Here is a 13,839-nt window from a genome sequence, read left to right as displayed (position 1 = left end):
CTCTCCACCGTGGTGATGGTGGTGGGGATATTGAAGATCCTGGCCGCCTTGGCCAGGCCCACCGCGTTGTTCTTCATAGCCTGGCGGTCCATCGACTGCACGCCGAAGGCCATCTGCGGCTGGTGGTCGATGAAGATCAGCTGGCTGTTTTGCGGGGTCAGGACTTCGAGTTTCGGATTAGACATGATCTTGGCGCTCTCATTGAAATTGGTTGAATTTCATGGGGCAGGGTTTTTTGTACCTACCGCCAACGAACTGAACTATACGAGTGCAACCCACCTGAGAATCGGCCATTTCATGGATGCATTATTCAAATATTTTGATCATAGATTCTCACCGAAAAATAAGGAAATTGCCCCCCGCAGGCAACGGCCTTCTTCCCATCCGCAGCGGGCGCCTCCTACGTTCGTATAACCCGGCCATCTCAATGTCGTACCGCGCCTGCACCGATGGACAACTGCGTGCGGCGCGGCGCGCGTCATAAGATGTCTTTATGGTCGGCGTCCGCACGCCAGCCTTCATCCGCGCGACGGGGTCCGGCTGCCTCCCCCGCCCGCCCCCATCATCCGGAGCTGACCATGCCAGCGCACCCGAATCCCGCCACATCATCCACCCCATGCGCGCAAGCGGACTGCCCCGACCCGTGGGATAGCACCATCGGCCTGCTCCGTGCGCGTCAGACCTTCCATCTGTACGCCGACTGCGCCTGGCCCGATGAGGAAGATCCCCGGCACCGGCGCCACACCGCCATCGTCAGCGTGGTGGAGCGACCCAGTCTCACCTTGGCGGTGATCAGCTGGCGCGACGCCACCCATTGCCGCTACGGCGCCCAGATCTGGGCTGCGATATCGGCACGCGAGGCTGGCGTGTGCGCCCTCAGCGGCCTGCCCATCGCCAAGGGCCAGGCCGTCTACCGCCCGCGCCCCTGCCGGCCGCCGCCGCGCAACGCCGAAGCCATGATCCTCGCGTCGGCGCTACATGCAGCGTGCGGGACCGACGCCGACGTCTGCGGCGAGGATGCCTTGGCGGCATGAGGCATGTGCGGCCCGACCTGTGCGTCGGCTGGGGCAACTCCGTCGCCAAGATCGCGACCCGGGCCGGTGAGGCCCGAGGTGCCTGACACCGTGACCGCCGCACGAAGATAGCCAGAAGACCGCATTTGACATGCATAGCGCGCGTATTCATGTTTCATCCAAGCAACATGCCCACTTGATTTCAAACAGAATCCGAACCTAATATCCTCCGAGATAAAAAACATTACGTATTCGGGCAGGCTCTACGACGCACAGAGCCGCCCTGGCGCGTCCGCCAGGGCAGGGTCGGAAATCCGGGGATTGCAAAACCTGCCGCAAGCGCTGGTCGGCGCTGGTCGGCGCTGGCAGTGTCGTACCATCCCCGCGGGTTCAGCCTGTCTCCGTTGCACTTGCATTTGCGCTTGTACGGGGAGTTACGGCATGAACGTGGTGCTCGTTGAAAGCCATCCATTGCTCCGGATTGCAATGCTCACGCTGCTGGAGAGTATTGCTGGCATCGCGCAAGTCGCTGCCATCGACCCGGGGGAAATCCCTGAGTATTTGCATGCCGGCGGCACCGTTGACCTGATCGTCTTTGGCATGCCCGCCGATGCTGACACGGGCTGGCAATGGCTCGGCCAGGCACGCAGGCTATGGGCCGCGCCGCGCGTGCTGCTGCTCAGCGATGCCGTGCCGCTGCAGCTGCCGCAAGGCGAGATCACCGAAGGCTTCTGCGGCTGCCTGCCAAAATCCGCCCCGCTCGACGTGCTCAGGACCACCATCCGGCGTATCGCCACCCGTCAGCCGGAGCGTGCCGGCGCGGGCCAGCTTTCACTGTTCCCCGCCTTGCCCGCCTTGCCCTCGGCTGCGCTGGCACCGCGGCCCGCCGCCGGGAGCCAGCGGTTGACACGAGAAGCAACGCAACTGGGACTGACGCAACGCCAGTATGACGTGCTGGTACTGCTCTCCCGAGGGCATGCGGTCAAGACCGTAGGCCGCCTGCTGAATATCTCGGCGCCGACGGTCAAGACGCATGCCCGCGCCATGTACAGGCAGCTCCAGGTGGCTGGCAAGGAAGAGGCCGCCTACAAGGCACGGCAACAGGGCTTTAGCCTGGCGTGGCCGGTTGGCGGCGTGCCGGCGTTGACGCTGGCACACCGCCACGCCCCCACCGTCCGGCAGATGGAACTGCTCTGAGCGGCTGACCGGCGTTGATCGGCATTGACCGGCGCTGGCCGGCCAACGCGTTGCCTGGTCACGCCAGGCTGATCCACGTGGTCTTCAGGTCCGTGTACTTGTCCAGCGCATGCAGTGACTTGTCCCGTCCCGAGCCCGACTGCTTCACGCCGCCAAATGGCACCGTCACGTCGCTGTCCATATAGCAGTTGACCCACACCAGCCCCGCCTGCAGCTTGCGCGAAACGCGGTGGGCGCGGGACAGGTTGGAGGTCCAGAGTCCCGAGCCCAGCCCGTAGGGCGAATCGTTGGCCATGCGGATGGCCTCTTCCTCGGACTCGAAGCGGGTCACCGCCAGCACCGGACCAAAGATCTCTTCGCGCACGATGGTGAGCGACTGCGTGGGGCACTCGAAGATGGTGGGCTGCATGTAGAAGCCGCCACTGTCCGTGTGCGCGCGCTTGCCGCCTGCGCGCAGGCGGGCGCCTTCGTCCTCGCCGCTCTTCACATAGGACATCACCCGCTGCAGTTGCGCGCCGTCGACGATGGCGCCCATGGCGGTGGCGGGATCGAGCGGGTCGCCCGGCTGCATGCGCGCCGCGTGTGCTTCCAGCTTCTCCATGAACGCGTCGTAGATGCCGCTTTGCACATAGAGGCGCGAGCCGGCGATGCAGATCTCGCCCTGGTTGCTGAAGATGCCGATGGCGGCGGCCTGCGCGGCGCGGTCCAGGTCGGGGCAGTCGTCAAAGACGATATGCGGAGACTTGCCGCCGCACTCGAGCCAGACGCGCTTGAGGTTGGACTGGCCGGAATACTCCATGAAACGCTTGCCGGTGGCGGTGGAGCCGGTAAAGGCAATGCAGTCCACGTCGGGATGGCGGCCAAGTGCCTGCCCGGCGGCGGCGCCAAGACCTGGCACCACATTGAAGACGCCCGCCGGGATGCCCGCTTCTTCGGCGAGTTCCGCCAGCCGCAGCGCGGTGAGCGGGGACTGTTCCGCGGGCTTGAGCACCACGCTGTTGCCGGCGGCCAGCGCGGGCGCCACCTTCCAGCTGGCCATCAGCAGCGGGTAGTTCCAGGGCACGACCGCCGCCACCACGCCTAGCGGCTCGCGCGTGATGGTGGCCAGCACGTCGGGGCCCGTCGGCGCGATCTCATCATAGATCTTGTCGATGGCTTCGGCGTACCAGGCATAAGTGCGGCCGGCTTCGGGGATGTCGTATTGCAGCGTCTCGGCAATGGGCTTGCCCATGTCGAGCGTTTCCAGCAACGCGAGCTCTTCGCGATGCGTGTCGATCAGGTGCGATAGCCTTAGCAGCGTGGCCTTCCTGGCGCTGCGCGGCATGTCCGACCAGACGCCGGACTGAAACGCCTTGCGCGCCGCGGCTACCGCGCGGTCGACGTCCTGCGCACCGCAGGCCGCGACGCTGGCCAGCGCCTTGCCGGTGGCGGGGTTGATGGTCTCGAAGGTGGCGCCGTCGGCGGCGTCGGCCCAGCGGCCATCGATATAGGCTTGCGAACGGATCGATACCGTTGCAGCCTGCTTGCGCCAATAGGCGAGATCTCTCAAGTCACTCATCGTGGATTCCTGGCATGCATTGGGGTTTCGGCCCGCTTAGGCGTTCGCGTTCGCCTGCGCCACCATGGCGCCGAGCAGCACATTGGCCCCGGCTTCCAGATGCTCCGGCTTGGCGTCTTCGATTTCGTTGTGGCTGATGCCGTCCTTGCACGGCACGAAGATCATCGCGGTGGGCGCCACGCCGGCGATGTAGACCGCGTCATGGCCTGCGCCAGTGACGATGTCCTGATGGCTGTAGCCCCGCGCGGCGGCTTCCTGGCGCACGTGGCGGATCAGCTCGGGCGCGAACGGCGTGGGCGCGAAATACTGCACGTCTTCCACAACCACATCCATGGCCGCGCCGGTGGTGGTGCCATCCGCGACGGCGGCGCAAGCCGCGCGAAAGCGCGCATCCATCCCGGCAAGCCGCACCGGGTCGAGGTGGCGCAGGTCGACCGTGAACGTCACCGCCCCGGGAATGACATTGCGCGACGACGGATGGACCTTGACCACGCCCACCGTGCCGCGCCCGTGCGGCGCGAAGTCGTTGGCGATGCGGATCACTTCCTGCATCAGGAACGTGGCGCCATAGAGCGCGTCCTTGCGCAGCGGCATCGGCGTGGGGCCGGCGTGCGCCTCCATGCCGGTCACGGTGACGTCGTACCAGCGCAGGCCCAGCGATCCGGTCACCACGCCGATCACGTTGTCCTCGGCCTCGAGCACCGGCCCCTGTTCGATATGGGCTTCGAAGTAGGCGCCAACCTTGCGGCCAACTTCCGCGTCGCCGGCATAGCCGATGGCCGCCAGTTCATCCGCCACCCGCTTGCCCGCGACATCGGTGGCCGACAGCGCGGTCTCCAGCGGAAAGACGCCGGCAAACACGCCGGAACCCATCATCACCGGGACAAAGCGCGAGCCTTCTTCATTGGTCCAGATGGCCACTTCGAGCGGAGCCTCGGTGGTGATGCCGTGGTCGTTCAGGGTGCGCATGACTTCCAGGCCGGCCAGCACGCCATAGCAGCCGTCGAACTTGCCGCCGGTGGGCTGCGTGTCGATATGGCTGCCGGTCATGACCGGGGCCAGCGCGTTGTTGCGCCCTGCCCGGCGGGCAAAGATATTGCCGACCTGGTCGACCGTCACGCTCAGTCCGGCTGCGCGCATCCAACCGGTCACCAGGTCGCGCCCCTGCCCATCCAGCGCCGTCAGCGCCAGGCGCGCATTGCCGCCCTTGGGCGTGGCGCCGATCGCGGCGAGGTCCATCAGCGACTGCCACAGGCGCTCGCCGTTGATTGCCAGCATGCTCATGTTCTCTCTCCTTGCCGTCGTGGCCATTACTTCGCGCCCGCTTGCCGGGCGAGTGCGTCCGAGCGGATCTGCGACAAGGTCATGCCCGGCGCGATGCCGTCCGCGTCATAGCGCAGCTCCAGCAAGGCAGGCAGCTGCTGGGTGTTGGCGAACGCAAGGGCACGCGCAAAAGCGGGACCGAACGCTTCATCACTGGCGACAATCTCGCCATACCCGCGATAGGCTCGGATCAGTTCACTGAACTCTGGATTGTCAAAGCCAAGCGCCACGGTGCGGCCCGGGAACTCGCGCTCCTGGTGCGCGCGGATGGTGCCCCAGATACCGTTGTTGAAGACCAGTACGACGATGCCGACCCGGTACTGCATGGCGACGCCGAGTTCCTGCAGGTTCATCTGGAAGCAACCATCGCCCGCATAGCAGATCACGGTGCGACCGGGGTTCTCGAGCTTGGCGGCAATGGCCGCCGGCAGGCCGTAGCCCATCGATCCCACGGTCGGCGCCAGGCTGGTGCCGACGCCCTTGAAGCGGTAGTAGGCATGCGGGTACAAGGCGTAGTTGCCCGCGCCAACGGTAATGCAGGTGTCCTCCGGCACGTTGTCGCGGACGTGGCAGGCGGCCACGTTGAGGTTGAGGGCGCCCGGCGCGGCCTTGGGTTCCTGCTCGGCCAGGTAGACCTGGTGGGCGTCGTGCCCGGCGTTGCGCGCCCCCAGGCAACGCGATGGGGAGAGTTCGCTCACCGCGGCGGCAAACGAAACCACGTCCGCGGCAATCGGCAGCGTGGGATGAAACACGCGGCCAAGCTCATTGGCGTCGGGGTACACATGGACCAGCCTCTGCTTCGGCAGCGGGCTCTCCACCACCGTATAGCCCTCGCTGGTAGCCTCGCCCATGCGCGTGCCCACGGCGATCAGCAGGTCGCTTTCCTGTACGCGCTTGCGCAGCGATTCGGGCATGGCCCAGCCCACGTGCCCGGCAAAGTTCGGATGATGGTTGTCGAAGCACTCCAGGCGGCGCCAGGCCACCCCGACCGGCAGCGCGAAGCGCTCGGCAAACCCTTCCATCTGCCGCGAGGCCTCCGGCGTCCAGCCCGATCCGCCTAGCAGCAGGAACGGGCGCTCCGCCTGCTCGATCAGTTCGGCCAGCGAGGCCATGGCGCCAGGCGTCGGCGCGCTGTGGGCACGCCGGTAGCGTGGCACGTCGGCCACCGTAGCCTTGCCCCACAATGTGTCTTCCGGCAACGCCAGCACGACCGGGCCGGGCCGCCCGCTGGTGGCCACCGCGAAGGCGCGCGCGATGAATTCGGGAATGCGGTCGGTGCGGTCGATCTGCGCCACCCATTTGGTCATCTGGCCAAACATGCGGCGGTAGTCGACCTCCTGGAACGCTTCGCGCTCGTAGAAATCGTTGCCGACCTGGCCAACGAACAGGATCATGGGGGTCGAATCCTGGTAGGCGGTGTGCACGGCGATGCTGGCGTTGGTGGCGCCGGGGCCGCGCGTGACAAAGCAGATGCCGGGCTCGCCGGTCAGCTTGCCTTGCGCCTCCGCCATATAGCCCGCCCCGCTTTCCTGCCGGCAGACGATGGGCTGGATCTTGTCCTGATGGTCGTACAGCGCATCGATGCAAGGCAGGTAGCTTTCTCCCGGCACCAGGAAGACGCGCTTCACGCCCTGGATAATCAGTTGGTCGATGAGGATCTGGCCACCGTTGCGCTCTGCGCGCGCCGGCAATGCTTGCGGCGATTGCTTGTTCATGGTCGTGAATTCCGTTTTTGCGATCGCCGCGCGCTTCAGCTTGGGTGCGGCGATCCTTCGAAGTCTTGAATACGATGTTTGCGAGCCTGAGCTTGCGCGCAGGCGGTTACTGCAGGAGCGCGGCCTCCAGGATGCCCAGCCCTTCGTCCATCACGGCGTCGGGGATGGTCAGCGGGAACAGGAAGCGCACCACGTTGCCGTAGACACCGCAGGAGAGCAGCAGCAGGCCGCGCTCCAGGGCGCGGTCTTGCACTTGCCGCGTGAATTCGGGATTGGGGCGGCCGTCGGCCTTGCGGAACTCCACGGCAATCATGGCGCCCACGCCGCGGACCTCGCCGATCTCCGGCACGCGCGACTTCAGGCCAGCCAGCTTGTCCTGCAGCCGCTGGCCGAGCGCGGCGCCGCGCTCGATCAGCTTCTCGCTCTCCAGCACGTCCAGCACCGCCAGCGCCGAAGCCACCGCCAACGGGTTGCCGGCGTAGGTGCCGCCCAGCCCGCCGGGGGCCGGCGCGTCCATGATCTCGGCCCTGCCGCAAACGGCCGACAAAGGCATGCCGCCGGCCAGGCTCTTGGCCATGGTGGTCAGGTCCGGCGTGACGTCGTAGTGCTCCATGGCAAAGAGCTTGCCGGTGCGGCCGAAGCCGGTCTGCACTTCATCGGCCACCAGCAGGATGCCGTGCTCGTCGCAGATGCCGCGTAGCGCGCGCACGAACTCGGCGGGCGCCACGTTGAAACCACCCTCGCCCTGGACCGGCTCGAAGATGATGGCCGCGACCCGCTTGGGGTCCACATCCGCCTTGAACAACTGGTGCAGCGCGTTGATCGAATCCTGCACGCTCACGCCATGCAACCCGTACGGGTACGGTGCGTGGAACACGTCGCCCGGGAACGGGCCAAACCCCACCTTGTACGGCACGACCTTGCCGGTCAGCGCCATGCCCATCATGGTGCGGCCGTGGAAGCCGCCGGAGAAGGCGATCACGCCCGGGCGGCCAGTCGCGGCACGAGCGATCTTGATGGCGTTCTCCACAGCCTCGGCGCCGGTGGTGAAAAACGCGGTTTTCTTGGCGAACGCGCCCGGCGCGCGGGCGTTGATCTTCTCGGCCAGCTCGATATAGCTGGCATAGGGCACGATCTGGTAGGCGGTGTGCGTGAAGCGCTCCATCTGTGCCTGCATGGCTTGCACCAGGCGCGGATGGCGGTGACCGGTATTGAGCACGGCGATGCCAGCCGCGAAGTCGATGTAGCGGTTGCCTTCGACATCCCACAGTTCCGAGTTCTCGGCGCGCTCGGCATAGAAGTTGCACATCACACCAACGCCACGGGGCGTGGCGGCATCTTTGCGGCGTACCAGGTCTGCGTTCTTCATTGCATGCTCCATTGCATTGGTGTCCTGCTGTCTTGTCTGGATCTGGACGGCCGGCGCCGTGAGGGGCCGGCCGGGAAATCGGGGGAAAGCGCTTCGGGTCAGGCTTCGGGTCAGACCAGTGCGACCCGCCGGATGACGCTAAAGCCGCTTTCTGTGTCGCCGGGCTTGTAACTCAACCGGTGGCCGGACCAATTCTATGGCTTTCGCAGGAAAATTGCCAAATCTTTTGATTTTTTGACAGGGTGGTCAGTCCAATTGAAGGCGATTGCTTCACGTTTTGCCCAGTACACGCGCAGCGATGTGCGGGAAAGATGACCGATAGCACCCGGAGCGCATGCCCGGCTTGCTGCCAATCCGAGGCCATATTGGCCGGACCACTCCCGCTCGCGCCCCGGAAAGCCGGGAGAAACCCACCCTGCCCCTTGAACAGACACCGGGTTTTGCTGTATTGATCAGACCATCAGTCAATTTGCAGCGGCCTTGCCTTCATGTCCTTACTTCAAGCGGTTTCAGCGCAGCGCCTTTACCGGCTGATCGCCGACCAGATTGCCAAGAAAATCAGCGCAGGCGAGTTCGCCCCCGGCGAGCGCCTGCCCGCGGAGCGCGAGCTGGCCGAGCAGCTCAACGTCGCGCGCTCGACGTTGCGCGAAGCGTTGATCGCGCTCGAGATCGGCGGCTATATCGAGGTGCGCGTCGGCAGCGGCGTATTCGTGCTGGAACCCAAGGAGAACGGGCAGGCCGCCACCAACGGCACCGAGCCCGATCCGGCTGCCGAGATCGATGCCCGCCTGGGCGCGGCGCTGGAAGCCAGCCCGTTCGAGCTGATCGAGACGCGCACGCTGTTCGAACCGGAATGCGCGGCGCTGGCAGCCCAGCAAGGCACCCCCGAGCAGATCGCCGCCATCGAAGAGGCGCACCGGAAGATGAACCCCGATCAGTCGCCGGAAGCTGGCGACTTCGCGCATGACCGAGCCTTCCACCAGGCCATCGCCGATGCTTGCGGCAATGCGGCGCTGGCATCGGTGGTCACCCATGTATGGGATCTGTGCGAGGCCAGCCCCTTGTATAAGCGGCTCGACAAGCACTTTGTGGATGCGTCTGCCTGGCGCGCGGCGGTTGGCGAGCACGACCGCATCGTCAGCGCGATTGTGGCGCGGGACCCCATCCGGGCGCGCCACGCCATGTCGTTCCATCTGCTGGCGATTGTGTCGCGCTTGTCCGAGGACATCGCCGAGTAGGCCAGACAGACCCTTTGCCGGGCCCGGGCAATCCGGGTCCGGGCGCACACCGCTGGTGCAAGCCAGGCCCAACCCAGCGCCTCCCGCCGCCCACTTTCGCACCAATTCCACGCGCAGACTTTAGCGAAAAGTGCCATTTAGTCACTTTTGTTGCTGGCACGTGGCTTGCGTTAACGAAGCCGAAGTGGTGAAATTCGCCCCAACAGGCCGGACCACCCGCCCACCAGACCTAGAACAACTACCTATTACGCTTAATTTCTCGGTCATCTACGCTATATTGGCCTGACCACCCGAACAAAAAGATCCAAAGCATCACCCCGCACCGGCCCCCTTACCTCACGCGTGCCCAAGCCTGCCCGCATTACTGGAAAGCCTCATGAACCCCGACCACGCCCCCACCCACCAGCCCGAAGCCGGGCGAGCGCCCCGCAACATGAAGAAGATTGCCGCGGCCAGCGTCATCGGCACCACGGTCGAGTGGTACGACCTGTTTATCTTCGCCACGGCCTCGGCCCTGGTCTTCAACAAGGTCTTCTTCCCGGCCTTTGACCCGCTCACCGGCACGTTGCTCGCCTTTGGCACCTTCGCATCGGCCTATCTGGCCCGCATCCTCGGCGCCGCGCTGTTCGGCCACTTCGGCGACAAGGTCGGCCGCAAGTCCATGCTGCTGATCTCGCTCATCATGATGGGCTCGGCCACCTTTGCCATCGGCCTGCTGCCGGACTACCGCTCGATCGGTATCTGGGCGCCCATCCTGCTGCTCACCTTGCGCGTGATACAGGGCCTGGCCCTGGGCGGCGAGTGGGGCGGCGCGGTGCTGATGGCGGTGGAACACGCCCCGGCCGACAAGCGCGGCCTGTACGGATCGTGGGTGCAGATCGGTGTGCCCGCCGGCACGCTGATCGCCAACCTGGCGTTCCTGCTCTGCAATGCCGTGCTATCGAATGAGGCGCTGTTGTCCTGGGGCTGGCGCATTCCGTTCCTGGCCAGCGTCTTGCTGGTGGGCGTGGGCATGTACATCCGCCTGAACACGTCGGAAACGCCGTCGTTCAGCAAGGTCAAGGCCACCGCCGCGCAGGTGAAGATCCCGCTGGCGGAAGTGCTGACGAAATCGTGGAAGCAGGTCCTGCTGGGCGGCATCGCGACGATGTCGACCGGCACGGCCTTCAACCTGATCGTGGCGTTCGGGCTGACGTACGGCACGCAGACGCTTGGCTTCTCCCGCAACCAGATGCTCACCATCGCGCTGATCTCGTGCGCGCTGTGCATCGTGCTGCTGCCGCTGTTTGGCCTGCTGTCGGACAAGGTGGGCCGCAAGCCGGTGATCATCGGCGGCATCATCGCCGAGGCGCTGCTAGCCTTCCCGCTGTTCTGGCTGCTGGACACCAAGGTATTCTCGTTCGCCCTGCTCGGCTACCTGCTGATGATGAGCGCCTTCGCGGCCAACTACGGCCCGATCGCCACGTTCCTGGCGGAGCTGTTCGGCACCAAGGTGCGTTACTCGGGCCTGTCGATCAGCTACATGCTGTCCGGGCTGCTGGGGAGCGCCGCCACGCCGATCATCACCACCGCGCTGCTGTCCGCCACGGGCCGCGGCTCTTCCGTTGCGTGGTACATGATCGGCTCCGCGCTGATTTCCGCCGCCGCCCTGCTGCTGCTGGCCGAGACGCTCAGCAGGCATGCCCCGGCGGCGGCCACCGGGGTGGACGCCACCACCTCGCTGTCCTGAGTGAGCGCCATGCAAGCCAAACTTGACACGGCACTGCTGCGCCAGCTTGAACGGGTGAGCTTCCCCACGCTCGGGCACTTCCTTGAAGACGGTTTTGCCAGCCACGAGATCCGCGCGCTCGCGCCCAACGTGAAGGTCGTTGGCCGTGCCGTCACGCTGCGCCTGGCCACGCCCAACGCCATTGCCGTGAACCGGGCGCTGGCCAGCCTCGCGCCCGGCGATGTGCTGGTGATCGACGCCTGCGGCGACCATGCGCATGCCCCCGTTGGCGCCGTCACCGGCACCGCAGCCTTGTGCGCCGGCGCCAGGGGCATCATCGTGGACGGCGTGGTGACGGACATCCTGGAGCTGCGCGCCATGGGGATGCCGGTGTTCGCGCGCGGCACCAGCGTCCTGACCACCAAGCGCATCGACGACGGCGGCAGCGCCGTCAATGAGCCGGTGATCTGCGGCGGCGTCACCGTCAACCCGGGAGACATCGTGCTGGCGGATGACAACGGCGTGCTGTTCCTGGCGCCGGATGTCGCCGCCGGCATCATCAACCAGACGCTGGCTTCCGATGAAGCCGAGCCGGCGATCCTGGGCCGCCTGCAGGCGGGTGAGCCGGCCAGTGCCGTGCTGTTCCAGGGCGATGGCCACGCGCCCGCTACGAGAGAAACACCATGAGCAGCCAAGCAACAAGACGGCCGCCTGGACTGCGGCGCAGCTGGCTGTTCGTACCCGGCCTGGACCCCGTCCGCCAGCACGCGGCCCTGGAGAGCGGCCCGGATGTGGTGGTCGCCGACCTGGAGGAATTCACCAGCCCCGCGGACCGTCCCGCGGCGCGCGCGCGGATCGCCGCCCTGATGGGCGAATGCCGGGCACGCGGCATTGTCGGCGCCGTGCGCGTCAACAAGCTGGATGGCGACGGGCTGGATGACCTGCGCGGCGTGCTGCCGGGTGCGCCCGCGGCGATCCTGCTGCCGCACACCGAGTCGGGCGCGCAGATCCTGGCGCTCGACCAGCTGATCACCGGCCTTGAGCGCGAGCTTGGCTTGCCGCAAGGCCACACCGAAATCGTGCCAACGCTGGAATCCGCGCGGGGCATCGTTGCCGCGCCAGCCATCCTGTCGGCCAGCCCGCGCGTCAGTGCCTGCCTGCTGGCGGCGGAAGACCTGAGCGCGGATCTCGATGCGGTGCGCGGCCCGGACGGCGTCGAGCTGCATCATGTGCGCTCGCGCTTCCTGGTGGACTGCATTGCCGCGGGCTGCGTGCCGATCGACTGTCCGTTCAACTACCAGGATGCTACGGCGCTGGCTGAGGACCTCGCCTGGGCCCGGCGGATCGGGCTGAAGGCGAAATGCACGGTGTTCCCGCATCAGGTCGCCGCGATACACGCCGCGCTGACGCCATCGGCGCAGCAGGTCGCGCAGGCGCAAGACAGGGTTGGCAGGTATGAGGCGGTGCGCGACGGCAAGCTCGCACAGGGCCCGCGCATCGATTCGCCGGACTACAACACGGCACGCCGCCTGCTGGCGCGCCATGCCGGGTTCGTGCAATGGGCGCAGGCCGCCGCAGGCACGGCGGCCTGCTAGCGAGTTAGCCAGCCAGCGAGTTGCCCATCTAGATGATGACCACCTTGTTCCTGCCGTCGGCCTTGGCCATATAGAGCGCGCGGTCCGCAAGCGCGAACCCCTCGCGAGACCCGGGCTCGACGGCGCCCTTCTTGCGCGCCAGCGATGCGCCGATGCTCAGCGTCACGCTGCCGAACGGCGAGCCGCGATGCTCTATCTTCAAGCGCTCCACGCTCAGGCGCAGGTCTTCCAGCGCCGTCTCCAGCGCTGGCCGTGGCGCGCCGCACAGAAGCAGCCCGAACTCTTCCCCGCCCAGGCGCCCGGCGATCATGCGATGCGCATCCGCAATCGATTGCAGCACCGATGCGACCTCGCGCAAGCAGGTGTCGCCCGCCGGATGCCCGTAGGCGTCGTTGTATCGCTTGAACCAGTCGACGTCGACCATGACCGCGCCGATTTCTTCTCCGTCGGCCGTTTCATGCCATCTGCGGCGAACGCTCTCCAGCATGGCGCGCCGGTTGAACAGTTGCGTGAGCGGATCGATCGCGGTGGCAGTGCGCAGCTTCAGATCGTTCTCGACCATGGCACGCAGGTGCCTGAAGACCTCGCACTGCGCCAGGGTGATGCGGTGCGGCGCCGAATCCATCGCGCAGAGCGCACCGACGACCGTGCCACAGGGCGCCTTGATCGGGATCGCTGCGTAGAAACGCACGAAGGGGAAGCATCTGACCAGCATGCATTCGCCAAAGCGTGGATCGGCCAGCGCGTCCTCGAGCACGAACAGGTCGCCGTGCCGCGCCACATGGTCGCAAAGCGAATGCTTGCGCGAGATAGGCGAAAGCGGCATGCCCGCCGCGGCCCGATAGTGCTGGTGCTCCTCGTCGAGCAGCGTGACCGCCGTCATGGCGGCACCCGTCGCATTCTTCAGGATCGCGGCGGCATGGCGGAAGCATTCGCGGATCACCTGGTCATCGTGCAGCAGCCAGTCGGTGACGGACGGCTCGGGATGCTGCCCGCCGGCGTCAATCTCGGCCGGCAGCAGCCTGCTGGCGGGGCGGTCGTATTCAGTGGCGGGGCGCAAGGTCTACATTCGAATTCAACGAGTGCCCCTCCTAACGGCGAGCCATCCGCAAACTTGAATGCC

Annotated in this window: 11 protein-coding genes and 1 pseudogene; 6 read left to right on the top strand and 6 right to left on the bottom strand. The window is 66.2% G+C overall.

From position 1 onward, the window contains the following. Positions 1 to 185 (bottom strand): annotated as a pseudogene (locus AC07XB_RS23765) (hydrolase); the annotation flags it as partial. Positions 186 to 578: 393 nt separating this feature from the next. On the opposite strand from AC07XB_RS23765, the gene AC07XB_RS23760 reads away from it, so the two are divergent. Next, positions 579 to 1,034 carry a DUF3331 domain-containing protein gene (locus tag AC07XB_RS23760; RefSeq protein ID WP_492826850.1) on the top strand — a complete coding sequence of 152 codons (456 nt, stop codon included), beginning with the start codon at positions 579 to 581 and terminating at the stop codon, positions 1,032 to 1,034. Positions 1,035 to 1,454: 420 nt separating this feature from the next. Beyond that, the gene (locus AC07XB_RS23755; protein ID WP_492826848.1) at positions 1,455 to 2,210 is read left to right on the top strand and encodes a response regulator transcription factor; all 756 of its coding nucleotides are present in this window, start codon (positions 1,455 to 1,457) and stop codon (positions 2,208 to 2,210) included. A 58-nt stretch (positions 2,211 to 2,268) separates the two neighbouring features. Here the strand turns inward: AC07XB_RS23755 and AC07XB_RS23750 are convergent, their stop codons facing one another. The 4 genes from AC07XB_RS23750 to gabT form a co-directional block, all read right to left on the bottom strand. Next, positions 2,269 to 3,768 (bottom strand): aldehyde dehydrogenase, encoded by a 1,500-nt coding sequence (locus AC07XB_RS23750; protein WP_492372274.1) that lies wholly within the window; start codon positions 3,766 to 3,768, stop codon positions 2,269 to 2,271. A 36-nt stretch (positions 3,769 to 3,804) separates the two neighbouring features. Next, positions 3,805 to 5,052 carry a Zn-dependent hydrolase gene (locus tag AC07XB_RS23745; RefSeq protein ID WP_492826846.1) on the bottom strand — a complete coding sequence of 416 codons (1,248 nt, stop codon included), beginning with the start codon at positions 5,050 to 5,052 and terminating at the stop codon, positions 3,805 to 3,807. Positions 5,053 to 5,078: 26 nt separating this feature from the next. Beyond that, positions 5,079 to 6,806 (bottom strand): thiamine pyrophosphate-binding protein, encoded by a 1,728-nt coding sequence (locus AC07XB_RS23740; protein WP_492826844.1) that lies wholly within the window; start codon positions 6,804 to 6,806, stop codon positions 5,079 to 5,081. Positions 6,807 to 6,912: 106 nt separating this feature from the next. Further along, positions 6,913 to 8,175, bottom strand: coding sequence for a 4-aminobutyrate--2-oxoglutarate transaminase (gene gabT, locus AC07XB_RS23735; protein WP_174425308.1), 1,263 nt, complete (start codon positions 8,173 to 8,175; stop codon positions 6,913 to 6,915). A gap of 488 nt (positions 8,176 to 8,663) precedes the next feature. On the opposite strand from gabT, the gene AC07XB_RS23730 reads away from it, so the two are divergent. From AC07XB_RS23730 to AC07XB_RS23715, 4 genes are all read left to right on the top strand, one after another. Then, complete coding sequence (locus AC07XB_RS23730; RefSeq protein ID WP_043354300.1) at positions 8,664 to 9,413, top strand: FadR/GntR family transcriptional regulator; 750 nt, start codon at positions 8,664 to 8,666, stop codon at positions 9,411 to 9,413. A gap of 376 nt (positions 9,414 to 9,789) precedes the next feature. Continuing rightward, positions 9,790 to 11,142 carry an MFS transporter gene (locus AC07XB_RS23725; protein ID WP_492387158.1) on the top strand — a complete coding sequence of 451 codons (1,353 nt, stop codon included), beginning with the start codon at positions 9,790 to 9,792 and terminating at the stop codon, positions 11,140 to 11,142. A gap of 9 nt (positions 11,143 to 11,151) precedes the next feature. Beyond that, positions 11,152 to 11,808: an RraA family protein gene (locus AC07XB_RS23720; RefSeq protein ID WP_492826841.1), complete on the top strand. Its 657-nt coding sequence runs from the start codon at positions 11,152 to 11,154 to the stop codon at positions 11,806 to 11,808. After that, the gene (locus AC07XB_RS23715; RefSeq protein ID WP_492375144.1) at positions 11,805 to 12,716 is read left to right on the top strand and encodes an HpcH/HpaI aldolase/citrate lyase family protein; all 912 of its coding nucleotides are present in this window, start codon (positions 11,805 to 11,807) and stop codon (positions 12,714 to 12,716) included. The genes AC07XB_RS23720 and AC07XB_RS23715 overlap by 4 nt, the downstream gene beginning before the upstream one ends. A 28-nt stretch (positions 12,717 to 12,744) precedes the next feature. On the opposite strand, the gene AC07XB_RS23710 is transcribed toward AC07XB_RS23715, so the two are convergent. Beyond that, complete coding sequence (locus AC07XB_RS23710; protein WP_492375145.1) at positions 12,745 to 13,776, bottom strand: sensor domain-containing diguanylate cyclase; 1,032 nt, start codon at positions 13,774 to 13,776, stop codon at positions 12,745 to 12,747. Positions 13,777 to 13,839 lie beyond the last annotated feature (63 nt).

Source organism: Cupriavidus sp. GW821-FHT02F09 (assembly GCF_059421605.1).
Note: the sequence above shows the minus strand (reverse complement) of the source record. Positions and strands in the feature narration are given on the sequence as shown.

What these genes read in the sequence shown, in the direction of transcription:
- AC07XB_RS23745 (WP_492826846.1), bottom strand. Translation starts at nt 5,052, where the DNA reads ATGAGCATGCTGGCAATCAACGGCGAGCGCCTGTGGCAGTCGCTGATG.
- AC07XB_RS23720 (WP_492826841.1), top strand. Translation starts at nt 11,152, where the DNA reads ATGCAAGCCAAACTTGACACGGCACTGCTGCGCCAGCTTGAACGGGTG.
- AC07XB_RS23750 (WP_492372274.1), bottom strand. Translation starts at nt 3,768, where the DNA reads ATGAGTGACTTGAGAGATCTCGCCTATTGGCGCAAGCAGGCTGCAACG.
- AC07XB_RS23715 (WP_492375144.1), top strand. Translation starts at nt 11,805, where the DNA reads ATGAGCAGCCAAGCAACAAGACGGCCGCCTGGACTGCGGCGCAGCTGG.
- gabT (WP_174425308.1), bottom strand. Translation starts at nt 8,175, where the DNA reads ATGAAGAACGCAGACCTGGTACGCCGCAAAGATGCCGCCACGCCCCGT.
- AC07XB_RS23730 (WP_043354300.1), top strand. Translation starts at nt 8,664, where the DNA reads ATGTCCTTACTTCAAGCGGTTTCAGCGCAGCGCCTTTACCGGCTGATC.
- AC07XB_RS23740 (WP_492826844.1), bottom strand. Translation starts at nt 6,806, where the DNA reads ATGAACAAGCAATCGCCGCAAGCATTGCCGGCGCGCGCAGAGCGCAAC.
- AC07XB_RS23725 (WP_492387158.1), top strand. Translation starts at nt 9,790, where the DNA reads ATGAACCCCGACCACGCCCCCACCCACCAGCCCGAAGCCGGGCGAGCG.
- AC07XB_RS23760 (WP_492826850.1), top strand. Translation starts at nt 579, where the DNA reads ATGCCAGCGCACCCGAATCCCGCCACATCATCCACCCCATGCGCGCAA.
- AC07XB_RS23755 (WP_492826848.1), top strand. Translation starts at nt 1,455, where the DNA reads ATGAACGTGGTGCTCGTTGAAAGCCATCCATTGCTCCGGATTGCAATG.